Annotated in this window: 23 protein-coding genes and 3 pseudogenes; 10 read left to right on the top strand and 16 right to left on the bottom strand. The window is 62.0% G+C overall.

Features of this window, described 5'->3' with window-relative positions; all coding sequences use genetic code 11:
• Positions 1–172: 172 nt before the first annotated feature.
• A complete protein-coding gene (locus ACUXVH_RS17940) occupies positions 173–1,195 on the bottom strand; it encodes a transporter (protein WP_065365394.1) in 1,023 nt (340 codons plus the stop codon).
• Positions 1,196–1,423: 228 nt separating this feature from the next.
• On the opposite strand from ACUXVH_RS17940, the pseudogene ACUXVH_RS17935 reads away from it, so the two are divergent.
• The 3 genes and pseudogenes from ACUXVH_RS17935 to ACUXVH_RS17925 form a co-directional block, all read left to right on the top strand.
• Positions 1,424–2,161 (top strand): annotated as a pseudogene (locus ACUXVH_RS17935) (methyl-accepting chemotaxis protein); the annotation flags it as partial.
• Positions 2,162–2,215: 54 nt separating this feature from the next.
• Positions 2,216–3,094, top strand: coding sequence for a methyl-accepting chemotaxis protein (locus tag ACUXVH_RS17930; protein ID WP_370059444.1), 879 nt, complete (start codon positions 2,216–2,218; stop codon positions 3,092–3,094).
• A gap of 110 nt (positions 3,095–3,204) precedes the next feature.
• Complete coding sequence (locus ACUXVH_RS17925; RefSeq protein ID WP_065365396.1) at positions 3,205–3,648, top strand: hypothetical protein; 444 nt, start codon at positions 3,205–3,207, stop codon at positions 3,646–3,648.
• Between the two features lie 70 nt (positions 3,649–3,718).
• On the opposite strand, the gene ACUXVH_RS17920 is transcribed toward ACUXVH_RS17925, so the two are convergent.
• A complete protein-coding gene (locus tag ACUXVH_RS17920) occupies positions 3,719–4,036 on the bottom strand; it encodes a PepSY domain-containing protein (RefSeq protein ID WP_011062798.1) in 318 nt (105 codons plus the stop codon).
• A gap of 155 nt (positions 4,037–4,191) precedes the next feature.
• On the opposite strand from ACUXVH_RS17920, the gene ACUXVH_RS17915 reads away from it, so the two are divergent.
• Positions 4,192–5,103: a sterol desaturase family protein gene (locus ACUXVH_RS17915; protein WP_011062797.1), complete on the top strand. Its 912-nt coding sequence runs from the start codon at positions 4,192–4,194 to the stop codon at positions 5,101–5,103.
• Here ACUXVH_RS17915 and ACUXVH_RS17910 read toward each other — a convergent pair.
• Together ACUXVH_RS17910 and ACUXVH_RS17905 are read right to left on the bottom strand one after the other, a co-directional pair.
• Positions 5,081–5,761 (bottom strand): helix-turn-helix domain-containing protein, encoded by a 681-nt coding sequence (locus ACUXVH_RS17910; protein WP_065365397.1) that lies wholly within the window; start codon positions 5,759–5,761, stop codon positions 5,081–5,083. The two genes, ACUXVH_RS17915 and ACUXVH_RS17910, sit on opposite strands and share 23 nt — an antisense overlap.
• The gene (locus ACUXVH_RS17905; protein WP_011062795.1) at positions 5,762–6,889 is read right to left on the bottom strand and encodes a glycerophosphodiester phosphodiesterase; all 1,128 of its coding nucleotides are present in this window, start codon (positions 6,887–6,889) and stop codon (positions 5,762–5,764) included. It lies immediately after the preceding gene.
• A gap of 247 nt (positions 6,890–7,136) precedes the next feature.
• Here ACUXVH_RS17905 and ACUXVH_RS17900 point away from each other — a divergent pair, with 247 nt between their 5' ends.
• A complete protein-coding gene (locus ACUXVH_RS17900; protein ID WP_011062794.1) occupies positions 7,137–7,472 on the top strand; it encodes a DUF2025 family protein in 336 nt (111 codons plus the stop codon).
• 55 nt (positions 7,473–7,527) lie between these two features.
• Here the strand turns inward: ACUXVH_RS17900 and ACUXVH_RS17895 are convergent, their stop codons facing one another.
• Both ACUXVH_RS17895 and ACUXVH_RS17890 read right to left on the bottom strand, forming a co-directional pair.
• Complete coding sequence (locus tag ACUXVH_RS17895) at positions 7,528–7,851, bottom strand: antibiotic biosynthesis monooxygenase family protein (RefSeq protein WP_065365398.1); 324 nt, start codon at positions 7,849–7,851, stop codon at positions 7,528–7,530.
• A complete protein-coding gene (locus ACUXVH_RS17890) occupies positions 7,848–8,567 on the bottom strand; it encodes a CTP synthase C-terminal region-related (seleno)protein (RefSeq protein ID WP_065365399.1) in 720 nt (239 codons plus the stop codon). The genes ACUXVH_RS17895 and ACUXVH_RS17890 overlap by 4 nt, the downstream gene beginning before the upstream one ends.
• Before the next feature lie 88 nt (positions 8,568–8,655).
• Here ACUXVH_RS17890 and ACUXVH_RS17885 point away from each other — a divergent pair, with 88 nt between their 5' ends.
• Positions 8,656–9,534, top strand: coding sequence for a LysR family transcriptional regulator (locus ACUXVH_RS17885; protein WP_011062791.1), 879 nt, complete (start codon positions 8,656–8,658; stop codon positions 9,532–9,534).
• Between the two features lie 5 nt (positions 9,535–9,539).
• Here ACUXVH_RS17885 and ACUXVH_RS17880 read toward each other — a convergent pair whose 3' ends face one another.
• The 5 genes and pseudogenes from ACUXVH_RS17880 to ACUXVH_RS17860 form a co-directional block, all read right to left on the bottom strand.
• Positions 9,540–10,079, bottom strand: coding sequence for a DUF1003 domain-containing protein (locus ACUXVH_RS17880; protein WP_065365400.1), 540 nt, complete (start codon positions 10,077–10,079; stop codon positions 9,540–9,542).
• A gap of 89 nt (positions 10,080–10,168) precedes the next feature.
• Positions 10,169–10,609: pseudogene (locus ACUXVH_RS17875) on the bottom strand (methyl-accepting chemotaxis protein); the annotation flags it as partial.
• Between the two features lie 105 nt (positions 10,610–10,714).
• A pseudogene (locus ACUXVH_RS17870) lies at positions 10,715–11,488 on the bottom strand (PAS domain-containing protein); the annotation flags it as partial.
• Between the two features lie 357 nt (positions 11,489–11,845).
• Positions 11,846–12,916 (bottom strand): diguanylate cyclase, encoded by a 1,071-nt coding sequence (locus tag ACUXVH_RS17865; protein ID WP_011062788.1) that lies wholly within the window; start codon positions 12,914–12,916, stop codon positions 11,846–11,848.
• Positions 12,917–13,099: 183 nt separating this feature from the next.
• Positions 13,100–13,708, bottom strand: a complete 609-nt coding sequence (locus ACUXVH_RS17860; RefSeq protein WP_011062787.1) for a TetR/AcrR family transcriptional regulator — start codon at positions 13,706–13,708, stop codon at positions 13,100–13,102.
• Positions 13,709–13,911: 203 nt separating this feature from the next.
• Here ACUXVH_RS17860 and ACUXVH_RS17855 point away from each other — a divergent pair, with 203 nt between their 5' ends.
• Positions 13,912–14,970, top strand: a complete 1,059-nt coding sequence (locus ACUXVH_RS17855) for an MBL fold metallo-hydrolase (RefSeq protein WP_123397306.1) — start codon at positions 13,912–13,914, stop codon at positions 14,968–14,970.
• 169 nt (positions 14,971–15,139) lie between these two features.
• On the opposite strand, the gene ACUXVH_RS17850 is transcribed toward ACUXVH_RS17855, so the two are convergent.
• Together ACUXVH_RS17850 and ACUXVH_RS17845 are read right to left on the bottom strand one after the other, a co-directional pair.
• The gene (locus ACUXVH_RS17850; RefSeq protein ID WP_026020019.1) at positions 15,140–15,457 is read right to left on the bottom strand and encodes an XRE family transcriptional regulator; all 318 of its coding nucleotides are present in this window, start codon (positions 15,455–15,457) and stop codon (positions 15,140–15,142) included.
• 106 nt (positions 15,458–15,563) lie between these two features.
• On the bottom strand, positions 15,564–16,355 hold the full coding sequence (locus ACUXVH_RS17845) for an AraC family transcriptional regulator (RefSeq protein ID WP_011062784.1): 792 nt from the start codon (positions 16,353–16,355) through the stop codon (positions 15,564–15,566).
• 114 nt (positions 16,356–16,469) lie between these two features.
• Between ACUXVH_RS17845 and ACUXVH_RS17840 the strand changes: the two genes are divergently transcribed.
• Both ACUXVH_RS17840 and ACUXVH_RS17835 read left to right on the top strand, forming a co-directional pair.
• Positions 16,470–17,285, top strand: a complete 816-nt coding sequence (locus ACUXVH_RS17840; protein WP_011062783.1) for a sulfite exporter TauE/SafE family protein — start codon at positions 16,470–16,472, stop codon at positions 17,283–17,285.
• A gap of 121 nt (positions 17,286–17,406) precedes the next feature.
• Positions 17,407–18,606: a hypothetical protein gene (locus tag ACUXVH_RS17835; RefSeq protein WP_065365402.1), complete on the top strand. Its 1,200-nt coding sequence runs from the start codon at positions 17,407–17,409 to the stop codon at positions 18,604–18,606.
• Positions 18,607–18,618: 12 nt separating this feature from the next.
• Here the strand turns inward: ACUXVH_RS17835 and ACUXVH_RS17830 are convergent, their stop codons facing one another.
• The 3 genes from ACUXVH_RS17830 to ACUXVH_RS17820 form a co-directional block, all read right to left on the bottom strand.
• A complete protein-coding gene (locus ACUXVH_RS17830) occupies positions 18,619–19,599 on the bottom strand; it encodes a hypothetical protein (protein WP_065365403.1) in 981 nt (326 codons plus the stop codon).
• A gap of 156 nt (positions 19,600–19,755) precedes the next feature.
• Positions 19,756–21,003 (bottom strand): ribonucleotide-diphosphate reductase subunit beta, encoded by a 1,248-nt coding sequence (locus tag ACUXVH_RS17825; RefSeq protein WP_011062780.1) that lies wholly within the window; start codon positions 21,001–21,003, stop codon positions 19,756–19,758.
• A 749-nt stretch (positions 21,004–21,752) separates the two neighbouring features.
• The gene (locus ACUXVH_RS17820) at positions 21,753–22,016 is read right to left on the bottom strand and encodes a DUF2790 domain-containing protein (protein ID WP_011062779.1); all 264 of its coding nucleotides are present in this window, start codon (positions 22,014–22,016) and stop codon (positions 21,753–21,755) included.
• A 411-nt stretch (positions 22,017–22,427) separates the two neighbouring features.
• On the opposite strand from ACUXVH_RS17820, the gene acs reads away from it, so the two are divergent.
• Positions 22,428–24,383: an acetate--CoA ligase gene (gene acs / locus ACUXVH_RS17815; protein ID WP_011062778.1), complete on the top strand. Its 1,956-nt coding sequence runs from the start codon at positions 22,428–22,430 to the stop codon at positions 24,381–24,383.
• The last annotated feature ends 132 nt before the right edge of the window (positions 24,384–24,515 follow it).

Raw genomic sequence — 24,515 nt, 5'->3', positions numbered from 1 at the left:
CAGGTCATGGTTTATGCAATTGAGCCGTTCCGTTGATCAGATCGATCACGCACGACCATCCCTCCATCCCGCTCATCCCGTAGGAGCCGGCTTGCCGGCGAAGAGGCCCTCAAGCCAAGCACCTGCCTTGGCGGACGCCTTCGCCGGCAAGCCGGCTCCTACAAGGTGGGGGTCAGTAGTCCTGGCGTTTGCGAAAGGCCCAGCGCCCGGCGATCACGGTGAAAGTGGCCACCAGCGCTACCAGGATCCAGAAGCCCTCCGGGTCGCCGGAGAACGGAATGCCACCGACGTTCATGCCAAAGAAACCGGCGATGATGTTGATCGGCAACGCCAGCACCGTGACCACCGTCAGGGTGAACAGGGTGCGGTTGGTCTGTTCGTTGAGGTTGGCGGCGATCTCTTCCTGCAGCAGCTTGATCCGCTCCCCCAGGGCGGTGAGGTCGTTGATGATCAGGGCGAACTCTTCGGTGGACTTGCGCAGCTCCTTGACGTCTTCCTTTTGCAACCATTGCGGCGGGCGGTTGAGCAGGCGCAGCAGCGAGCCCGGCTCCAGGGCCAGCAGCCGTTGCAGGCGCACCAGCACCCGGCGCATGGCCCCCAGTTCGGCACGGTTGGTGGAGACCCGGGCTGCCAGCAACTGGTCCTCGATCTGATCCACGCTGAGGCTGGTCCGGCGCACGATCTGGGTCAGCACTTCGCCCTGGTCCCGTAGCAGGTGCACCAGCAGTTCCAGGGGCGAGCGAAAGCGTTCTCCGGCCTTGACCGAGGAGCGCAGCTTGTCCACCGAGTGCAGCGGCTGCAGGCGGGCGCTGACGATCAGGCGGCTGCGGGCGCAGACCCAGAGGGTTGAGATGTCCGAGGAAACCATGCTGCCGAAGTTGAACACCACGTCGTTGACCACCGCCAGCAGGGCCGAATCCACCTGTTCGATGCGGGTCGAGCGCGAGCCTTCGTGCAGGGCCTCGAAGAATTCGTCGGGCAATTGCAGGTGGGACTTCATCCAGCGCTCGCACGCGGCGTGAGCCAGGTTCAGGTGCAGCCAGAGGAACTCCTCGCTGTCCTCGGGGTGTTGCAGGGCTTGCAGGGCGTTGGCCGAGTCCAGTTCGCGGCCCCGTTCGCCGGGGCGAAAGCTGAAACCGTAGAGCAGGCCGAACAGATCGGAATCACGGTGACTCTGGTCGATGCTGTGGTTCATGGAGTCTCGCAGGAGGGACAGTGCCTGGCGCGGGTTTCTCAGGTTCACTTGAGCCCCATCATGGCAAGGCTTTTTGACATTTTTGTGACGTTTTGAAGTGCATGATGGAGCCCGTCATACCGATGGTCGGCGGCACTCAAGATTGTCTTGCGCAGGCCGATCACACTCCTACGCTGCACTCATTCGACCCCTCTCGAATGCGCCTTACAGGGATGTTCGGCACTACGCATGCCTTCATCGGGCCTGCTCTATCCCTGCCATGAGATCTCCTCGATGTTTTTGCAAAAATCCCTGAGAGCGCAAATCCTTGCCCTGCTGAGCGGTAGCCTGCTGGCGATGTTGTTGATCGCCCTGGCGAGTTTTCATTTGCTGTCCGGTGGCGTGCAGAGCTACCGCGAGCTGATTGAAGGTCCGCTGCGCAGTTCGCAGTTGATCGACGAGGCCAACCTGCAGTTCAAGAGCCAGGTGCAGGAGTGGAAGAACGTATTGTTGCGGGGCAAGCAGCCCCAGGAGTTGAACAAGTACTGGCAGCAGTTCGAAGACCGCCAGCGCGATGTGCAGAACATCCTCGGCCAGTTGGTGCAGACCTCCGGGCTGGACGCCTCCCTCAAGAGCCGGGTGCAGCGCCTGGCGGATGAGCACCGGCAGTTGGGTTCGGCCTATCAGAAGGGCCGCGATGCCTATGTGGCCGGCGGTGCCGATCCGAGTGCCGGCGATGCCGCGGTCAAGGGCGTGGACCGGGCCACCAGCGAGCAGATGAGCGAACTGGTGACCGAGCTGCGCCAGCACGGCGACCGGCAGTCCGCCGAGATCAGTGCAGCGGCCGACCGCACGGTGTGGCTGGGTATTCTGGTGATGCTGGCTTCCGGTTTGCTGATCGGCCTGCTCAGCCTGTGGCTGGTCAATCGCAGCCTGGTGCAGCCGATCCGTCAGTTGATCGACTATGTCGCCCAGCTCAGCCGCGGCCAACTGGCCCAGCGGGTGGCCAGCGAGCGTCAGGATGAACTGGGCAAGCTGGCGATGGCCGCCAACACCCTGCGGGATTTCCTGGCCCAGACCTTCGCCAGCTTGCAGCGCAGTGCCTCGGACCTGGACAGTTCCAGCGGCGAGCTCAACTCCATCGCCACCCTGATGTCCCAGGGCACCAACGAGCAGTTCAACCGCACGGACCAGGTGGCCACGGCGATGAACGAGATGTCCGCCACCGCCCAGGAAGTGGCGCGCCACGCCGCCGACGCCGCTCGTGCCGCAGACGATGCCGACCAGTCGGCGCAGCAGGGCGAACAGGTGATGCAGCAGACCATCCACAGCATCACCCAGATGCGTGGCGAGATTGCCAACACCGCCACCGTGATCCGCCGGCTGGAGGCCGACAGCGGGCGCATCGGCAAGGTCCTGGAAGTGATCCAGGGCATTGCCGAACAGACCAACCTGCTGGCCCTCAACGCGGCCATCGAAGCAGCCCGGGCCGGTGAGGCCGGACGCGGTTTTGCCGTGGTCGCCGATGAAGTGCGCAGCCTGGCGCAGCGCACCGCGGCCTCGATCACCGAGATCAACCAGATCATCCAGAGCGTGCAGACCGGGGCCGTGGATGCGGCCCAGGCCATCGAGAGCGGCCAGTCCCGCAGCGAGCAGAGCGTGCAGCAGGTGACCGAGGCCGGGGCCATGCTCGAGCGCATCACCGAAGCGGTAGAAGCGATTCGCGACATGAACCGGCAGATCGCGACCGCCGCCGAGGAGCAGACGTCGGTGGCCGAGGACATTTCCCGCAACCTCACCGAGATCACGTCCATCGCCAGTACCAATCTGGACAACGTGCAGCGCACCGAGGCGGCGAGCCGCAATCTGCACGGCCTGTCGGGGCAGTTGAGCGAGGTCACGGCGCGCTTGAGCGCCTGAGGCCGGCCGGGGTGTATCGGCCTGCTTACCAGGCCGATACACGATCACTCTCAAGTGGCCGGGGCGGGTGTCGATGACCGGGTATCTTCACACCCGACAGGACTCACACCATGGTCAGCATCACTTCCATCGCGATCAACCAGCCCCAGGTCAGCCCGAGCAAGACCCGCATCGCTGGCAGTTCGGACAGCGACACTTCAGCGACCTCCACCGCCAGTACCACTGCTGCCAGCGACGCGACCAAGGCGCCGGCCACGGGTGCTGGCGCGGCCGGCGGCAGTTCCAGCAGCGATGATTCCAGCAGCGACTCGGTCAAGCAGTTGCGCAAGCAGATTGCTGAACTGCAAAAGCAATTGCAGGAGCAACAGCAGCAGTTGCAGGCCGCGCAGAGCCAGCAGGAAAGTGCCGATGCCAAGGCCGCGCAAGTAGCAGCAGCCCAGGCTCAGGTGGCCAGCACCAGCGCTTCGTTGCAGACCGCCACCGCGGCCTTGTTCCAGGCCCTGCAGCAATCCCAGAGCAGTACTTCAGGCTCCCTGGTCAGCACCAGTGCCTGACTGATCCGCACGCCCCAACGCACAAGGCCGCGCTCCCGAAGCGGGGCGCGGCCTTGTAGGGGCGGGGGGGTTACTTGTCTTGCTTGTTGCTCAGGACCTTGCCGGTCTTGGCATCCAGGTCCACGTCCCACTCGATGCCTTTGCTGTCGCGCAGTTCCACCTGGTAGACGTAGGCGCCAGTGGCGGTCTGCTCGAGCTCGGTGTCGGTGATGCTGGCGGCGGTGGTGCCCGGGTGCTGGGCGAGGGCGGCCTGGTTGAGTTTTTCCAGGTCCATGATGGCGCCGGACTTGAGCAGACCGGGGATCAGGTCCGGGCGCACATCGGCCTGGGCCAGGCCAGCGGTCAGGGTCAGGGCGGCGGCTGCGAACAGGGCGGAGAACTTGGTCATGGGTTGATTCCTTGGGGTGATGGGTTTCGATGGGCACAGGTTAGCCAACGCAACTTAATTCACCCTTAATTCAGGTCACTCTTTGCGTCGTTTGTTCAAGCCGCGCCCCGGCATCGGGTCGCAAGCTGCGGTTTTCCCTACAGGAGCTGCAGCAAATGAAACGAATGCTTGCATGGTTGTACGCACCCTTGGTGTTTGCCGGGTTCATCGGCGCCGGGGTGTGGTGGATGAGTGCTGGGCCGGCGTCTGCCAGCGGGTTGTTGGGGGTGTTCGGGGCTGCGCTGGGGGTGTCGTTCCTGGCGGAATGGTGCTTGCCCTATGAGCCTGGCTGGAACCGTTCCCAAGGCGACCGGCTGCGCGACAGCCTGCATGCCCTGGTCAATGAAAGCCTCAATGCGCTGGGGCTGCTGGCGTTGCCCGGGCTGGTGGCGCTGCTGGCCCATGATGGGCTCTGGCCCCAGGGCTGGCCGCTCTGGGGGCAGTTGCTGCTGGCCATCGTGATCGCTGATTGCGGCATTACCCTGGCCCACTACGCCAGTCACCGCCTGGCCTGGCTCTGGCGTTTGCATGCGGTGCATCACAGTGTGCAGCGCATGTACGGTTTCAATGGCTTGCTCAAGCATCCCCTGCACCAGTTGATCGAAGCTTCGGCCGGGCTGCTGCCGCTGGTGTTGCTGGGCATCCCGCTGCCGGTGGCGCAGTTGCTGGCCCTGGCCATTGCCGTCCAGCTGCTGTTGCAGCATTCCAATGTCGACATGCGCCTGGGGCCTTTGCGCTGGATCTTCGCCTGGGCGCCGGTGCATCGCTTTCACCACATGAAGTACGGACGCGCCGGGGATGTGAACTTCGGGCTGTTCTTCAATCTCTGGGACTGGCTGCTGGGCACCGCGTTTTATCGCGATGACTATTGCATGCGCCAGGGCGACCTGGGGATTGGCAGCCGTGCCGACTACCCGGTGGATTACTGGCCGCAGTTGCTGGAGCCGTTCAAGGCCCAGCGCTATGGGGCAGAACCCGTGGTGCCCGAGCAGTTGCGCCGGCGCGTCAGACCAGCAAGCGAGGCTTGAGGTGCTTGAGGGCCTGGCTGGCGGTGACGCCGAACAGGCTTTTCAGGGTGCGGGAGAAGTGCGCGCTGTCGGCGAACCCGGCGCCGTGTGCCGCGCCAGTGTGGGTCTGGCCCTCCAGCACCAGGGCCATGGCCAGGCGCAGGCGGCGCCAGAGCACCAGGCGCCTTACCGGCAGGCCGACGTCACGGGCGAACAGACGCTCCAGCTGGCTCAGGGATACATGGGCCCGGGCCGCCAGTTGCGCGGCGGCCACCTTGCCCTCCAGGGCGGCATCCACGGCGTGCAGTGCCCGCGCTACACGTGGGTCGGCAACGGGCTGGCGCGGGCAACGGCGCAGCGCCGCTTCCAGGCCGGGCAGTGAGGGTTCGGCGCCACTGACGCATGCTTGCAGGTCTTCGACGGCGATCAGCAGCGGCTCGGCGTACACCGTGAAGGCCTGCTCGGGAGCCTGAACGATGGCGTGGCGCTGCAAGGCCGGGATCAACAGGTAATGAGCGCTCTGCAGCCCGCCCGCGAGCGCCACCGTGACCGGTTGCCCGGGGGCGATGATCAGCTGATGGGCATAGTGGGCATGGGGCTCGGTTGGCCCCATCGCCCCGTGGATCAGGCCGAAATCCCGGCCCAGCCAGAGCTCGCCGTGCCAGTGCGAAACCGCCATTCAGTAACCGCTGGCGTCCAGCAATTGCGCCACGCTGGCACTGGCCGGCCGCTTGAAGTACTTGAGCAGTTCGGCACTGCGGTTGGTGAAGATGCCATCGACCCCGGCATCCATGACCTTCTTGAAGTCCACCGGCTCGTCGATGGTGTAGACGTGCACCAGCAGGCCCTGGTCGTGGGTGTACTGGTTCATCCAGGGTTGCACCAGGTCCGAGTAGCTCTGCTCGCCACCGCCGGTCAGGGCCGCGGAAGGGCCGGTGCCGATGGCACCCTGGGCCTTGGCGAAATCCACCCAGCGCTTGAACTCGGCCTGGTCCTTGGGCTGCTGCCGGGCATAGAACGCGGCCTTGTCGGTTTCGCCGCTGCTGGCGAAGCTCTGGCCGGACGCGGGTTCGATACTACCGGGCGCGACCCAAAGCAACAGTACTTTCGGCACGTTGGGCATTGCCTGGTGCAGCAGTTCCAGGCTGTGCTTGTCGAAGGTCTGCAGTACCACCTTGCCCTTGCCCTGGCCCACCGCCAGTTCGCTTTTCGCCAGCTTGGAACCGGCCGGGCTCAGCCAGCCACGGTCCTGGAGTTTTTCCTTGAGGTCGTGCTCGATACCGGGGAACAGCTGGGGTTCCTTGGTCTCGATATACAGCCCGGGCTTGTGCTGCGCATTGCCCTGGGCGATGTCGATGATTTCATCCAGGGTGAGGATCTTCAGCCCGGCAAAGCCCGGTCGCGCCCGCTCCGGGTGGGCCTGGTTGAACCAGCTGCCGGCGTCGAGGGTTTTCAGTTCCGCCATGGTGAAGGCGTTGGCCGGGCTGTCCTTGCGTTCGGGGAATTTCTGCGCCACGTCGGTGGTGCGTTGCAGGTTGTTGTCGTGCAGGGCGAAGAGCACGCCATCCTTGCTGCGTTGCAGGTCCATTTCCAGGTAGTCGGCGCCCAGGTCCCGGGCCAGCGTGTAGGAAGCCGCGGTGGATTCGGGGGCATCGAAAGAGGCGCCGCGGTGGGCGATCACCGCTGGCTGTGGAATCCCCTGGCGAGCGGCCAGGGCGTCCGGGTCAGGCTGTTCAGAGGCCTGGGCCAGTCCGCAAGCGAGCATCAGGCCCAGCATCAGGGCACAAGGGGTGAAGGTCGCGGGCATGCTCGAAATCCTTTCGTGGGGGCGTGTGCAAGGGGATATCTTTTAACAACTCGATGACGCTTGTGCTATCTCCAGAGCGACATAAATCCCTCTCATTTGCATTTTTCAGCGCTTTTTTCCGGCGCTTTGCAGTACTCTTGGGCGCTGCAGTTTCCCCATCAGAGGGAGGCCCTGAAAACTCCGCTGTCCCTTGCCTCGCGTGTAGACCATTGATCACCTGTCCTGCGGGACTCTAGTGAGGTTTACCATGAGCATCACCTCCGAACTCATCTGTCAGGCTGCCGACCAGCTCAAGGGCTTTGTCGGCTTCAATCGCAAGACCGGTCGCTATATCGTGCGCTTCAGCGAAGACTCCTTTGGCATGGACGTGGCCGACGACGCCATAGTGCCGGCCCACGAGTTTGTCTGGGCGCCGGTGTCGGACCAGGCCATGAGCCTCAAGCGCGAGCAGATCCAGCTGCTGCTGGATCAGAACATCGACGACCGGATCAATATCAGCGAGCCGCTGCGGGTATACATGCGCCGCAGCGACTTGCCGGAAATCCAGGCGGTGCGCAGCCTGCTGTCGACCACGCAGGGCTGATGCGTGCCCCCGAGCCGTCACCCGGGCGGCTCGGGAATCCGTGCCTGAAGCGGGCTCAGCCTGGAAAGCCGTAAGCCCGTTGGACCTTGCTCACCCGGGTGCTGAACTGGCGATACCACTGTGCCCGACCGCGCTCGCGGATCGCGCTGTGTTCGGGGTGCTGCTTCCAGGCCAGGATCGCCGCTTCGCTGCTCCAGTACGACACGGTGATGCCGAAGCCGTCCTCACCTCGTGCCGATTCGACCCCGAGAAACCCCGGCTGCTGGCGCGCCAGTTCGAGCATGCGTTCGGCTGCCTGTTCATAGGCGGGGTCGGCTTCACCGCGCTGGGAACTGAAAATCACGGCGTAGTAGGGCGGTGCGGGAGCCCGGTCAGTCATGCTTGGCACTCCCGGCAGGCCGTGAGCAAGGCCCTGACCAGAGGCGGTGTGCGGTCCTGGAGGGCCGCGCGCTCGGGTTGGAACAGGGTGGCGACGAAGAACGGATGCTCGTCCAGTTCCAGGCTGCGCAGGTCGCCGGCGCTGTCATGGCCAGTGGGGAGCAAGGTGCCGCTGAGCAGGGCGCCAGCGAAGTCCGGATTGACGCCATAGCGGCAGCGATAACCTTCCTCGATGCAGGTTGTGCCGTAGGCCCTGGCGATGCGGCTGTTGGCGCGCAACTGAATCGAGTCCCGGGCTTCCACCAGGGCGCAACTCAAGGGCGTGAGCAGCACGCGCTCGGCGTCGGGCGCGGTTTCGCCGTGTTCAGCATCGGCCCAGCCCAGCACATTGCGGGCGTATTCCAGGACCGCGTGCTGAAAGCCGCCACAGGTACCGAGAAATGGCCGCTGCTGTTCACGCGCCACGCGGATCGCCAGCAGGGCACCCTCGATGTTGCGGTAGGGGCTGCCGGGGACACACCAGATACCGTGGAAGCCCTCCAGGTCATTCTCCTGGTGCAGATCGGCGGTTGCCAGCCACTGGTATTCCATTGGGCCGGCACCCTCCTGCGCTGCCCGCTCCAGGGCCAGGGGGATGGCCTGGTGCGCGGTGATCTGTGGGTCGTAATCCCCCACCAGGGCGATACGAATGGTCGGTGCTGGTACCTGTGGATGCATGGAACTCTCCGGTTGTGACCCTGAGTTGTCGATGGCCTGGGCCCACTATAAATTGGCGCCTACGCAATCAATATTGGCGTTTACCCAAATGATCATTGCACCAGCGCACTATCAGTTGGACTATCCCGATCTCTCATTGATCCTGGCCCTGGTTCGCGGCGGCTCCCTGGCGCGTGCTGCGGCCCTGCTCAAGGTCGATGTCTCGACGGTGTTTCGCGCCGTGCGCCGGCTGGAGGCCGGGCTGGGCCAGCAGTTGTTCGACAAGAGCCGCGCCGGCTACTTGCCCACCAGCCTGGCCCAGGCCCTGGCGCAGCAGGCAGAACATGCTGAACAGGCCCTGGAAGCGGCGCGTATCGGCGTGGCCCGGGGCGGCGAAGTGGTCAGCGGCACGGTACGCCTGACTTGTACCGATTCGGTGTTGCAAGGCCTGTTGCTGCCGGCCCTGGCGCAGTTCATGGCGAACTACCCGGCACTGGTCATCGAGCTGTGCACGTCCAATGATTTCGCCAATCTCAACCGGCGTGATGCGGATATTGCCGTGCGCCTGACCGCCAGGCCTCCAGAGCACCTGGTGGGGCGCTGCCTGGGGGCGGTGTCCTACCGGGTATGCGCCAGCCCGGCCTATCGGCAACGGGTCGACTGCACTGATCTGTCGCGGCTGGCCTGGATCGCCCCGGACGATTTCCTGCCCGATCACCCCACCGTGGTCTGGCGTCGCCAGCAATGGCCCGGCGTACAGCCCAGTTACCGCTGCAACAGCATGCTTTCGGTTACCGAGCTGGTGCGCGCTGGCCTGGGCGTGGCCGCGCTGCCGGATTTCCTGGTGGGCAGCGCCGGGCTGGAAGCGTTGAGTGAACCTCTGGGCCAGGAAACCGCCCTGTGGCTGCTGACCCGCCCGGACTGTCGGGCCTTGCGTTCGGTGGTGACACTGTTCGACGAGTTGGCGCGGCACCTGCGCTGGCCCTGAGGCCTTCAGGCCTTGGGTTGATCCTTGCGCACGAAATGCTCATGCATCTCACTGGTGAGATTCTCGATGCGCTCGGTCAGTTGCTTGGTCATTTCTGTCAGGCGGGTGTTCTGTTCCAGCAGCTCCATCAGTTGCGTGGTGGTCTGTGCGGCCTGGGCCTGGCGTTCGCTGTTGGCAACGGCCAGGGCTTCGCGGTGCTGCGCATCGGCATCCGCCTGGGCCTTGTCCCGCGCGGCCTGGCGGGTCTGTGCGAGGAGAATCAGCGGGGCGGCATAGGCCGATTGCAGGCTGAAGGCCAGGTTCAGCAGGATGAAGGGATAGACGTCGAAATGGGTGACGCCGGTCAGGTTCAGGGCCACCCAGACCAGCACCACCAGGGTTTGTGCGCCGAGGAAGGTCGGGGTGCCGAAGAACCGGGCGAAGGCTTCGGCCTTCAAGGCGAAGTTATCGGTGCCGAAGGTCGGCGCCAGGTGGGCATGGACGCGATGAAAGCGCAGGTGGTCGATGACCGGAGTGGTTTTCTTCGGGATGTCGCTGGAACTCATGATGGCCTCCGCCAGGCACTGGGACGTCAGGCCACTATAGCCTCCCGGGCCAGGCCCGACGTCGCTCTCGACGCCGGGAAAGCCTGCCCTCAGGGGGCGCCGCGTTCGTTGGCGAACATGCTCACGGCCTCTACCGCCTCGCTGGCACCGTCGCGAATCTGCAGGATCACCGTGCCCGCCTGATCCGCCAGTTGCACGCCCTTGGCCGCCCGCTCCCGGGTACCGTCCATGCTCTTGATGGCTTGCTGCGTTTCGTTCTGGATCATATCGATCATGCTGGAGATTTCCGCCGTCGAGCCGCTGGTGCGCGCCGCCAATTGCCGGACTTCATCGGCCACCACGGCAAAACCACGGCCCTGGTCCCCGGCCCGGGCCGCTTCGATGGCGGCGTTCAGAGCCAGCAGGTTGGTCTGGTCGGCAATGGCGCGGATGGTGTTGACGATGGCGGTGATCTGCTCGGAGCGTTCGCCCAGGCGCGCGATCAGCGATGAAGATCCCTCGATGTTCTCGGCGATCTGGCGCATTTCGCTGGCGGCTTGCTGGATCACTCCGGTGCCTTGTTCGGCGACTTTACGGGTCTGCACCGAGATGTGATAAGCCTGGCTCGCGCTCTGGGCATCCTGTTCGTGTTTTTCCACCTGCTGGGTGACGTCGGCGGCGTACTTGACCACTTTGCACAGGCGCCCGCTGGCGTCGTAGACCGGGTTGTAGTTGGCTTCCAGCCACAGCGTACGTCCGTGCCTGTCGATCCGCTCGAACTGACCGTTGAAGAACTCACCCCGGTTCAGGCGGTTCCAGAAGTCCTGGTAGGCGCTGCTGTTGATCAGCTCGGGTTTGCAGAACATGCGGTGATGCTTGCCCTTGATCTCGGCCAGGCTGTAGCCCATGCGGCTGAGGAAATTGCTGTTGGCACCGATGATGCTGCCGTCGAGGTTGAACTCGATCACCGCCATGGCCCGGTCGATGGCGTCCAGCTTGTTTCGTGCCTCCACCTCTTCCTGCACTCGGGCGGTGACATCCAGGGCGTACTTGACCACTTTGTACACTGCACCGGATGCGTCGCGGATGGGGTTGTAGCTGGCTTCCAGCCACAGGCTCTGGCCGTTGCTGGCCACCCGTTCGAAGGTGCCGGATTCGAACTGGCCGCTTCTGAGGCGGTTCCACAATTGCTGGTAGTCGCTGCTGCGAACGTACTCCGGGGTGCAGAACAGGCGGTGCGGCTGGCCTGTCACCTGGTCTTCGCGATAGCCCAGGGTCTGGAGAAAGTTGGCGTTGGCTCGCAGGACGTTGCCCTGCAGGTCGAATTCGATCACCGCCATGGAGCGATCGATGGCTTCCAGCAGTCGGGATTGTTCGGCAATGGTTTGCTGCAGGGAATCGATGGTCTTGTTGTGGCGGTTGAATAGCATGGTAGCTGGTGCTCTGTGGGAGAAACGTCGCGTCGATCCCTATTGAGTTCGCCGGTATGCCGAATGCTCCCCAGCGTTCGGCATTATCTGCTCAATGCCAGCGTTCCATGACTGACAGATAAATTCGCAGCGATGACGCGGGCGACGTTGCTGGCGTGCATCGTTGGCCGCATCAAGAGGAGACGTAGTGGCTGCGAATCGATTTAGTTGGATTGATGGGCTACGGCATTTGTCCCCGAATGGAGGTCCTGTTCGGTAGCGAAGTGGCGGCATTATGATGGCAATTGCCGGGATAAATCCAAATAAAGTTGTACAAAAATGTTTTTTACTTCCTTTTTGTATAAGTTTTTTGGGTTTTTATGCCATTTGTGTTTGCCGGGAATGAGCCTCGTCGTCATTGCTGGCAATTCGATTGCGGCCACTGTTTTTCGCCAGGTACAGGGCCTTGTCGGCGGCGTTGAGCCAACTTGAAGGGTCCTGGAATTCGCGGTCGAAGGCGGCCAGGCCGATGCTCAGGCTGACTTTCAGTTCAGCCACTTGCGGATGCCGGTACTGGCTGAAGACCTGGCGCAGGCGTTCCATGACCTCCAGTGCCTGCTGGCGGTCCATGCGCGGCAGGATCACGCAGAACTCGTCACCGCCGTAGCGGCCGGCGAGGTCGTCGTGACGCAGGTTGCGCCGCAGTTCGTTGCTCAGATGGCGCAGCACCGTATCGCCGATGATGTGTCCGTAGGTGTCGTTGATCGCCTTGAAGTGGTCGATGTCGATCAGGGCGATGCTGGCATCGATCTGTTGCTGCTGGCATTTGTGGAACTTGATATGCAGCAGGTCTTTCCAGGAGCCGTGGTTGAGCAGACCGGTGAGGCTGTCGGTGCGGCTCAGGGCGCTCAGGGCGCGCTTGTGCTCGGACAGCTTGATCGCCAGCCGGTAGCAGACCATGCCCACGGCCAGCGGATAGAGCGTGAGCATCGGCAGGCAGGCATAGATCTGCAGCGGGCTGATCCGGGTATTGAAGCTGGCGCCGAACAGCGACCAGGACAACAGGACCCCGATGCCCTGGGCCAGAGCGCCACGGATGAACAGACGCACCCCCCCGGCGGCCACATTGTTCATGGCCATCATCGACAGGATGGTGACGGCGGGCAGGGGATTGAACTGCATGGTGGCAGCCCAGAAACCGCCCAGCATCGAGTCGTACAGCAGGTTGCGACGTTCTGCCTGGTAGGGAAAGGCAGAACGGGTGGAGAGTTGATAGGCCAGGTGAGGCCAGAGCAGGCCGTGGAACAGGAGCAGGGCCCAGATCCAACCGGGCAGTGCAAGGGGGTAGAGGGTGGCGAATACACTGATACCGCCGATACCCAGGCCGATGATCCTTGGCCGATAGATGCGCCGGGCAAATGACAGCCCCTTGCCGCGTTGGTTTTCCATAAATTCCTGCACCAGGTTCTGTACTGAAACACCTTGTGGTGTTTTTTCGGCTTAGCCGTTTATCGGATCAGTCTGGTGAATATTGTCATTTATTCCAGTGAGAATAATCAGTGTCCTTCCAAGCCATTTCACAGTGGTGGCGACCGCCGGCTGCGGTTCGGTGGGCATAAGTGCCCCGGGAACTCAGGCCTGGTAGTGGCCCAGGAACATGTCCAGCGCCGACTCGACGACCTGATTTTGCATGCCTGTTGCCAGTGGCGCCTGGCCCATGGTGATCTGCGGCCAGAAGGCGAAGCTCTTGAGCAGGCCGTGCATCTGGGTCGCGGCGAATTCCGGGTCTACCGGCTTGAGGCGACCGTCGGCCAGGGCGCCGCGAATCCACAGGGTCAGGCCTTCTTCCCGTTCGCCAAGCCGCGCCACCATGTTCTGCGCCCGTTCCGGCGAGTGAATGGCTGCGGCGATGGCCACCCGGGCCAGATCGAGAAAGTTGTCGTCCGCCAGCAGTTGCAGCTTGGCCCGCACGACCTTTTCCAACTGCTCGCGCAGGGGCAGGTCGCTGCGGTAGATGATTTCCGATTGCGCGCTGATGCTGGCCCAGAGCTGGTGCAGGATCTCGGCGAACAGTTCCTCCTTGCTGGGGAAGTGGTTGTACACCGTGCGCTTGGACACCCCAGCCGTAGCGGCAATCTTGTCCATGCTGGTGATCTCGAAACCGCTGGTGCGAAATTCACTGATCGCCGCCTGGACGATGGCACTGCGTTTGAGGTCGGTGAGGCGCTTCGGGGCTGTCATAAGTTGGGTTCGGTCAGGGTGGTCGGTAAAAACACTCGGCAGTCTACTTCGTCTGTTTCCTGTTGCAATGTAGAAACTACACTGTGTAGTGTAGTTCATCTTCGAAACGATGATTGGCGGCTGATGCTTGCGTGCCTTGGCCAGTAGATCGTCCCGCAATACCACGTCGCAACCTTGCTGCGTTCCATGGAGTCATTTCAATCATGGCCACTGTCTCGTCAAGTATCACCCGTGCTCCCCGCGAGGAAACCTCGCGCCAGGAGCAGGGGGCTTTTCGCAACCATGCGCCGGTGCGTCGTGCCGGCTTTGGCAAGACCCTGCAGATCTTCTGGAACATGTTGTTCCACAAGCCGCGCAATACCCGCCCGGCCGGAGCCATTCCGGTGCAGCCGCTGACCCGCGAGCAGTTGCTGGCGGCGCCCGATCACAGCGTCTACCGCCTGGGGCATTCCACCGTGCTGCTGAAGATGCGCGGCAAGTTCTGGATCACCGATCCGGTGTTTGCCGAGCGCGCGTCACCCGTGCAATGGGCCGGGCCGAAGCGCTTTCACCAGCCGCCGATCAGCCTGGAGCAATTGCCCGATATCGAGGCGGTGATCCTGTCTCATGATCATTACGATCACCTTGATCACAAGACCGTGGTGGTCCTGGCGGACAAGACTCGGCATTTCCTCACCCCGCTGGGGGTGGGCGATACCTTGATCAAGTGGGGCGTGCCGGCGGCCAAGGTCCGGCAACTGGATTGGTGGCAGGGCTGTGAGGTCGCTGGCGTCCGTTTCGTTGCCACCCCATCGCAGCACTTTTCCGGGCGTGGTCTGTTCGATGGCAACCGGACCTTGTGGGCCTCCTGGGTGATGATCGATGGCCCCACGCGGATCTTCTTCAGCGGCGATACCGGTTATTTCGACGGTTTCAAGCGTATCGGCCAGCAGTACGGCCCATTCGACCTGACACTGATGGAAACCGGGGCCTACAACGTCGAATGGCCCCATGTGCACATGCAGCCCGAGCAGACTCTGCAGGCCCACATCGACCTGCAAGGTCGTTGGCTGCTACCGATTCACAACGGCACCTTCGACCTGGCGATGCACGCCTGGCACGAACCCTTCGACCGCATCCTGGCCCTGGCCTGGGAGCGCAGTACCAACATCACCACGCCGCAAATGGGCGAAGCCTTCAACCTGGCGCAGCCGCAGCGGGGAGCCGCCTGGTGGCTGGAGGTGGAAGGTGCACTGGAGCAGGCGGGCGTCGAATCCGCCTGACCCAGGCCTTCTTCGCCCGGGCGGCGGGTTATGAGGATGGTGACCATGGCATCCGCCGTTTGCGGCACCATGAGGCCCGGATCAAAACCCTGGCCTGCCCGCCGGTTCGTCCGGGCTCGACCCCTCTGCCGGTACCGGCCTTGTGCGAGCACTTGCCCAGGCGGCTGGATCATTCGATCAGGGCGTAGTCGGGCCGCTCCATCGGGTTGGGAGTGGCTCCCTTGATGTTCATGCCGCGGCCAGGGGTGAAGCCCGGGAAGAACACCAGGCCCTGGGCCTCAAGGCAGAACGCCAGGGCCAGGCGGGTTACGTCACGGACCTCGTAGCCCGCTTCGAAGCGCTGGATGGCTTGCACCGAGACCGCGGACTCGCGGGACAGCTGATCCATGTCCCAGCCCAGCATGTCCCGGGCCTGGGCACAGTGTTGCGGGGTGAATTGATAGAGAGCGATACGTTCCAGGGTGATTTTCATCGCGAGAGAGGCCATGGTTTTCTCCGGGAGGTTAGGCAGTGCGTTGGCTTTGTACTGGATATTTGTACAGTTGTTTTGCGTCCGGATCAAACTCAATTTCTGCCACTGCGCCAGCCTTTGGTCACAAGGCTTTTCCAGGGGCTGGATGTTCTTGATTCAGGTAGGTGCTGGGGGATTGCCCCAGCACCCGACGGAACATGGTGGAGAACGCGCCAGGGCTGTCATAACCCAGGTCCAGGGCGATTCGGGTTACCGGCTCCGCGGCCGCCAGCCGGGCCAGGGCCTGGATCACGCAGGCCCGTTGCCGCCACTGCACGAAGCTCATATCGGTCTCCTGGCGAAACCAGCGATTGAAGGTACGCAGGCTGACATGCAGTCGGTCTGCCCAATGCAGGGGGGATTGATGGACATCGGGCCGGGCGAGAAAAGCCCGGCACAGCTCCAGCAGTGGGCCGCCGGCCGGCAAGGGAATGTGCAGCGGCAGGCCAGGGCAACGCTGGATTTCGTGCAGCAGCAGGTTGATCAGCAGCCCGTCGCGCCCGTCCAGGTCGTATTCCAGGGGCATGTCCACTGCTTCCAGCAGTAGCTGGCGCAGCAGTGGCGAGATGCCGATGACCCGGCAGCCGCTGCTGTCCAGTGGCGCCGCGGCCGGCTCGATATACAGGCTGCGAGTGCTGACCCCAAGCATCAGCACCTCATGTTCCACCCCCGGTGGAATCCACACCGCCCGCTGCGGTGGTACCACCCAGTTGCCCTGATCGGTACTGACCTGCATCACTCCGGTGGCGCCATAGAGCAGTTGCGCCCGCCGATGCCGATGGCGCGGCAGGCGTTGCCCGTCTGGGTAATCGGTGCCAATGGCGAGCACGGGACGCGGGGTCTGATCCAGTTGGTCGATGGAGATATTGCGCATGCCGACACAGTCCCGTATTTGGCGTAAACGCAAACATTATTGGCCAATTTGCTGAAGCCGGCCAAGCGCTGGGGTTCTATCTTCCAGGGCGTCTACCTGAATGGAAACGCCTTGATGTTCTATCTACTGTTGGCACTTTTTGGTTGCATGACGGGCATCAGCGCCGTGCTGTTCGGCTTTGGTGGCGGGTTTGTGGTGGTACCGCTGCTGTACTGGATGTTGCTCGGCAGCCAGGGCGCCGATTCGGCGGTGGGGCAGGCGGCGATGCATGTCGCGGTAGCCACTTCGACCTGCGTGATGATCGTCAACGCCCTGGTTGCCACCGGCAGGCACCAGCGCGCAGGCAACCTTGTCCGCCGCTATCTGTGGCCCCTGGGTGGCTATATCGGGCTGGGGGCGATAGTTGGCGCGGCGGGGGCCATGTGGGTGAGTGGCGAGGTGATCCGCTATGCCTTTATTGCCTACCTGGGTCTGACCATTGCCGACTGCCTGCTGCGCCGGGGGTTTCTTGAACAGTCGGTAGGGCAGAAAACCCGTGACCTGGGATCAGGCGAAACGCTCTTTGGCGGTGTAGGAATAGGCGTCATTGCTACCTTCCTCGGAGTGGGTGGCAGTGTCATGACAGTTCCCCTGCTACGTCGCTGCGGCCTGAGCATGACCCAGGCCACCTCCATGGCCAATCCGCTGAGTGTCCCCGTGGCGCTGGCGGGTACTGCGACCTATATGGCGCTGGCAGGCTATAGCCGCTTCGATCTGGGGCCCTGGTTTGTCGGTTATGTCGACCTGCTGGCGTTTTTTGTCCTCACCCTCGGTTCGTTGCTGGGTATTCGTCTGGCCGCGCCCTGGATCGGCAGGATCCCTGACCGGGTACATGCGAGGGTTTACATCGGTCTGTTGTTTCTGGTGCTGCTGAGCATGTGCCTGAAGTGATAGAAGCGTCACGCTTGGCCGCTCGATTGTCCTGGGGCGCCGGTCCATAATTGCTCGTCGCTTACCACAGGCCCAGGCGCTGCTGACGACGCTGGCGGCCTTTTCATGCAAGGGAGTTTCCATGTTCAACGGATTGATGCGCCAGACCCTCGGTGCCCTGTTGCTGTGTATCTACCTTCAGGGTCTGCAGGCCTCGCCCTCTCGACAGGTTCTCAGCGGCACTCTGGGCAAGATGCCGATTGTGCTGGAAATCAATACCGGCGATCCCAAGGACGTCACAGGGCGATATTTCTATCAGAAGTATCACCATGATCTGGCACTCAACGGCACGCTTGTCGGGCAGGCGCTGGAGCTGCGGGAGGGAGGAGGCCGCCCTGACGATGAGCAGGCGGCCCTGCCCACCTTCAAGTTGCAGCAAACTGCCGATGGCTGGCAGGGACAGTGGCAGGATTCCAAGGGCAAGACTCTCGATGTGCAGTTGTCCACGGCCAAGGCTGAGGCGCCCAAGCCGGATGCGTTGCCCTATCTGGCGCAGCTTTATCCGAATGACCTGTACGAATACCTGCGCCTGCAGGGCCTTGCCCTCAAGCAGGGCAAGCAGCAGAGCTTCATGGGTTACACCCTGCAATGGTGGAGCGAGCCAGGGTCGAAGCTGTCGATGTTCAAGGTGGTCAGCGGTTACCCGGAAGCTCAGCAACAGCGTCTCAATCAGTTGTTGATGGAGCGTCTGTGGCGCGAGGTGAGCGCCTACCACGAGTGCCTGCTGGGAGCCGGCTCCCAGGAGGGCGAATTCATGCAGACGGTAAAACCACAGTTCTTCTCACCGGCGGTACTGAGCGTGAATATCTCCACCAGCTATTCCTGCGGCGGTGCTCACCCGGACTTTGGCGACTCCCCCATGAATATCGACGTGAACAGTGGCCACCCGTTGTCACTGTCCGATGTGCTCTGGGTGGGGCAAGGCAAACCGCTATTGCACAGCGACCGCAATGGCAAAGGGGACACTCGTCTCACCGAAGCTGAGCGCACAGGCCTCTACGAATACAACCAGGAAAAACTGGCACCCTGGCTGGTCCAGCAGTTTCGCGCCTTGTACCCCGGCAAGATGCGCGAGCCGACCGACCCCGACGAGGGCTGCAACTACAGCGACGAGAGCGTCTGGGGCGATAACAGTTGGTACTTCACTCCCAAGGGGCTGTTCCTCAAGGCCTACTTTCCTCGGGTAGCGCGGGCCTGTGACGGGCCTGAGTGGTCGGTGCTGCCGTATGCGGTGGTCAGGAAGCACCCCGGGGCCGTCGCTCTGGAGCTGCCCAAGCATTGAAACCGAAGGAGGTTATTTTGCCTCCAGCCCCGGCGCCTCGCGGATCACGAAGTGATCCAGGTTCCCGATATTGGCGCTGAAGACCCCGAAGGTCGACTCGGGGTCTTTCTTGCTCGGCACCTGCTTGAGTGCCGGCGTCACGCCATAGAAGAAACAGTACAGCTCCCGCTGGCTGTCGGCGGCGCCCTTGATCTCCTCGAGGAAGGCTTTGCGCTTGCGGTAGCTGTCGATCAGCTTCTTGCTCAGGTAGACATTGACCGAGTAGGGCTTCTTCTTGGTTTCGCCCTCGGCCTTGAACCAGACTTTCTGCTCGAAATCGATGCGAAAGCTTTGGGTGTAATCCTTGATCTCCTTGATCTTGCCCCAGTAGATAAGCCCCTTGTTGTCCAGCAGGTACTCGATCTTCTTGAAGAATGAGGCGTAGCTGGCCGTGTGTTCGCCGACCTTCAGCGGCATGCGCTTGAGCAGTTCCTTGTCGTCGATGTTCGACACAAAGCACTCCACCGGGTGGGCGAAGACGCTGGTCTTGTCCGGGGTAGTGTCGCGCCCGGGATGGGGCTTGTGCGAACTGGCCGTAGCGGCTGGCGGAGTGTCCTGTGGGGCATCCACTGCCGCTTGCGGGCTGGCCGGCTTGCGCACGTATTCACGGCGGCTTAAGAGCAGCTCCGAGGGGAAATGCTCCTCGCGTTCCTCTTCGGTCGCGGTGCCTTCCACGCTACCGGCGCTTTTGCTGACCCCATAAGGGCATCCTTCCATATGAAGCGTGGCGGGCAGGTTCTTGAAATGCGGCGTGCGGATGTAGTTGACGTTCTTGGCGTTGAAAGTGCCTAGTTGATTAGTGCTATCGAACGCTGCGCGGCATTCATCGTTGGGGCACTGGAAACTTTCCCTGGCCGAATCGAAGACCAGGGTTTCATCGAAATTCAGATCACGCACGTCATAGATCGACAACTTGTCGTCGAGGCTGATGCAGTACGCGGTATCGAATTTCATGAGCGCTTTGATCCTTAAGCGGAAGAGGGTTCTTTATAGCGGCAGGTCATGCCGCCTGCACGTACTTTGATGAACCAGTCCCTGTGTAGATTGGTGCGGCCAATAAAAAAGCCCTGACCAGGTCAGGGCTTCTTGTTTGTGTCATTGATCCGGGAATCAATCCCAGCTCAAGGCGCCGCCAGTCTGATACTCGATCACGCGGGTCTCGAAGAAGTTCTTCTCTTTCTTCAAGTCCATGATCTCGCTCATCCATGGGAACGGGTTGGTGGTACCTGGGTACTCTTCCTTCAGGCCGATCTGCGACAGGCGACGGTTGGCGATGAACTTGAGGTAGTCCTCCATCATCGCGGCGTTCATGCCCAGTACACCGCGCGGCATGGTGTCGCGAGCGTATTCGATCTCCAGTTGGGTGCCCTGGAGGATCATCTGGGTCGCTTCTTCCTTCATCTCGGCATCCCACAGGTGCGGGTTTTCGATCTTGATCTGGTTGATCACGTCGATGCCGAAGTTCAGGTGCATGGATTCGTCGCGCAGGATGTACTGGAACTGCTCGGCGACACCGGTCATTTTGTTGCGACGGCCCATGGACAGGATCTGGGTGAAGCCGCAATAGAAGAAGATGCCTTCCAGAACGCAGTAGTAGGCGATCAGGTTGCGCAGCAGTTCCTTGTCGGTGTCGACGGTGCCGGTTTCGAACTTCGGATCGGAGATCGAACGGGTGTACTTCAGGCCCCAGGCGGCTTTCTTCGCGACCGATGGAATCTCGTGGTACATGTTGAAGATCTCGCCTTCATCCATGGCCAGCGATTCGATGCAGTACTGGTAGGCGTGGGTGTGGATCGCCTCTTCGAACGCCTGGCGCAGGATGTACTGGCGGCATTCCGGGTTGGTGATCAGGCGGTACACGGCCAGTACCAGGTTATTGGCAACCAGGGAGTCGGCGGTGGAGAAGAAGCCCAGGTTGCGCATGACGATGCGACGCTCGTCGTCGGTCAGGCCTTCCGGGTTTTTCCACAGGGCGATGTCGGCGGTCATGTTGACCTCTTGCGGCATCCAGTGGTTGGCGCAGCCGTCGAGGTACTTCTGCCAGGCCCAGTCATACTTGAACGGCACCAGCTGGTTGAGGTCGGCGCGGCAGTTGATCATGCGCTTCTCGTCAACCGCGACACGGGCGGAAGAGCCTTCCAGCTCTGCCAGACCTTCGGCGATGTCGAGCTGATCCAGAGACGCCTTGGCGCGGGCAACGGCAGCGGAGTCGCTGGCGGTCACGGCGCGGGCTTCAAGAGCGGCGGCACCACCGGCGCTGTCGAGGCGGTCCATGTTGGCTTCAGTAGCGTGGCCGGCGTTGGCGCCTTTGACCGCAACTTCACCTTCTTCTTTGTCGAATTCGTCCCAGCTCAGCATGACGTGTCGTCTCCTGCTCGAGGGCCAGATGCCCGTGTGAAAACAAAAGGGGTGGTTTTTCACACGGCACGCTGGCCGCGTTAAATCATTGGAAATCGTTTGTTGCAGCAGTGAACGCAGGCAATAAACAGAAATACGTGTCCGGGTGCCTGGTGACCGCTGTCGGGCGGAGCTTGGCGTACCAGCTCCTGCGCAGGATTCAGCAGGTCGTTTTCATCCGGTAAGGGAATGTTGCAGGCCCGTTTTGAGGACGCATTATAAGGATATTTTCGGGGGCGTGGGGCGACCGATGGGCGCAGGCGAGCCCGAGAAGGGGGGGGACTTGGAGCAGAGCGCGGGTTTACAAGGCTTTGGCGGTTGAAGATTTTTTTTCACGCTTGAAAAAAATAGCTGGAAATGGCCAAAAAATAGCCAATTTTACTAGATGTTGTGTTTTTGCAAGCCTTTTTGAGGTTTTGAACACAACTCGAATCGCTCGGTCTTGCCTTGGGAAATCTCCTGGAGCAGGTCTTCAGGGGGTGGCCGGATTTCCTCCGTCGAAGCCGTCGCTGGAGTTGCTCGCAAGGTCGTGGCGGTGCCATGAGGAGGCCATCAACCTCAGGAGGAAAGGTGCGTGCGATTGCCGGGCTCGCACGTCGTCAGGCTGAGGCCTTTTACTGCCCATGGGCGGGTAGTCACCAGGCATCTGTGCCGCAAGAGGGATTTCTTGCGGCCGGCAGTCATCAAGGTATGTGCAATGAACTTTGCTATTAGCCGTTAGAGCAACCGTTGCCCATTACGCGATATTGAAGAATATGCCGCTGGCCGTGGGAGTCTTCATATTCCATGCGCGCTGGTACAACTTCGCATACTTCTGGAACTTCGCTCATGGAGATAACTTTGGCGATATCCAGATCAGTCGAGTAAGTGTATTCCTCTACCGGTACTTGCTGGTTGGCGACATCAGTCGGGATCTCATCAGCCATCGCGGTTACGCACAGACTGCTGAGGGCCAGAACTAATAAAGCTTTCATTTGCGTTTTACCTTTCTAAGGTCGTGTGAGGTCACGCAGCCTTTATGGGGCTGCGTGTGGAACTTGAGTAGAAGTTTGATTAACTGCCTTCGTGGGGGCTGCAACTTGGTTAATCAGATTGCCTGTTGGGCGAGGCAGATTTTAGGCGCGGGGGCCGCAGTCATATAGGCGTACTTTTGATAAACACCTTTGACAGTTTTTGTAACAATCGCCGAAAAAGGGCTGTTTGGCAGCTGGCTGGAACTTTTTTGGGTAGGGTGGATATCGCTGTAAGGCGCATTCTTGAAGGGGTTTGGCAAATGGAGGGGTATTTCGCAGGGGGTTGTTACTACCATCGTCGAATGGTTCTATAGACGCCCCCCGGCTACAACGGGGTCATACAAAAACAACTATGTCACCGAGGTAAGAAAGATGAGTGCGGCTTCTCTGTATCCCGTTCGTCCCGAGGTTTTGGCCAATACGCTGACTGACGAGGCGACCTACAAGGCCATGTACCAGCAGTCGGTCGTGAACCCGGACGGTTTCTGGCGCGAACAGGCCAAGCGTCTCGACTGGATCAAGCCTTTTACCACGGTGAAGCAGACCTCCTTCGACGATCACCATGTCGATATCAAGTGGTTCGCCGACGGCACCCTGAACGTCTCCTACAACTGCCTGGATCGCCATCTCGCCGAGCGCGGTGATCAGATCGCGATCATCTGGGAAGGCGACGATCCTTCCGAAAGCCGCAACATCACCTACCGCGAACTGCATGAGGAAGTCTGCAAGTTCGCCAACGCCCTGCGTGGCCAGGACGTGCACCGCGGCGACGTGGTGACTATCTATATGCCGATGATTCCCGAGGCGGTGGTGGCCATGCTGGCCTGTACCCGCATTGGCGCGATCCACTCGGTGGTGTTCGGCGGCTTCTCCCCTGAAGCCTTGGCCGGGCGCATCATCGACTGCCGCTCCAAGGTGGTGATCACTGCCGATGAAGGTATCCGTGCCGGCAAGAAAGTGCCGCTCAAGGCCAATGTCGACGATGCCCTGACCAACCCGGAAACCAGCAGCATTCAGAAGGTCATCGTGTGCAAGCGCACCGGTGGCAACATCAAGTGGAACCAGCACCGCGACATCTGGTACGAAGACTTGATGAAAGTCGCCGGCAGCGTCTGCGCGCCGAAAGAGATGGGCGCCGAAGAAGCGCTGTTCATCCTCTATACCTCCGGTTCCACCGGCAAGCCCAAGGGCGTGCAGCACACCACCGGCGGCTACCTGCTGTATGCGTCGCTGACCCATGAGCGGGTGTTCGACTACCGCCCGGGCGAAGTCTACTGGTGCACCGCCGACGTCGGCTGGGTCACCGGCCACACCTATATTGTCTACGGCCCGCTGGCCAACGGCGCCACCACCGTGCTGTTCGAGGGTGTGCCGAACTACCCGGATGTCACTCGGGTGGCGAAGATCGTCGACAAGCACAAGGTCAACATCCTCTACACGGCACCGACCGCAATCCGCGCCATGATGGCTTCGGGCACCGCTGCCTGCGAAGGTGCCGATGGCAGCAGCCTGCGCCTGCTGGGCTCGGTGGGCGAGCCGATCAACCCGGAAGCCTGGGACTGGTACTACAAGAACGTCGGTCAGTCCCGCTGCCCGATCGTCGACACCTGGTGGCAGACCGAAACCGGCGCCACCCTCATGAGCCCGCTGCCGGGGGCGCATGCCTTGAAGCCGGGTTCCGCAGCGCGTCCGTTCTTCGGCGTGGTGCCGGCCCTGGTGGATAACCTGGGCAACATCATCGAGGGCGCGGCCGAGGGCAACCTGGTGATTCTCGACTCGTGGCCAGGCCAGGCACGGACCCTGTACCGCGACCACGATCGATTCGTCGATACCTACTTCAAGACGTTCCGTGGCATGTACTTCACCGGTGACGGCGCCCGTCGCGACGAAGATGGCTACTACTGGATCACCGGTCGGGTGGACGATGTGCTCAACGTCTCCGGGCACCGCATGGGTACCGCCGAAATCGAAAGCGCCATGGTTGCGCACCCGAAGGTCGCCGAAGCGGCGGTGGTGGGCGTGCCTCACGACATCAAGGGGCAGGGCATCTACGTCTATGTGACCCTCAATGGTGGCGAAGAGCCGAACGAAGCCCTGCGCCTGGAACTGAAGAACTGGGTGCGCAAGGAAATCGGGCCGATCGCCTCGCCGGACGTCATCCAATGGGCGCCGGGCCTGCCGAAAACTCGTTCCGGGAAGATCATGCGGCGGATTCTGCGCAAGATCGCCACGGCGGAGTACGACGGTCTGGGCGATATCTCGACCCTGGCTGACCCGAGTGTGGTGCAGCACCTGATCGATACCCACAAGACCATGAACGTCGCCTGAGGCGGTTTTCGAGTCACCCAGCCCCGCCCGGCCCTGTGCCGGGCGGGGCTTTTTTGTGCGGTGGCGATGGGCCGCAAAGCCCTCTGCGTGGCTGTTGCAGGTGCCGGCTTGCCCGCGAGGAAGGGGCGAATA

This window comes from Pseudomonas sp. 8(2025), from assembly GCF_052665325.1.
Note: the sequence above shows the minus strand (reverse complement) of the source record. Positions and strands in the feature narration are given on the sequence as shown.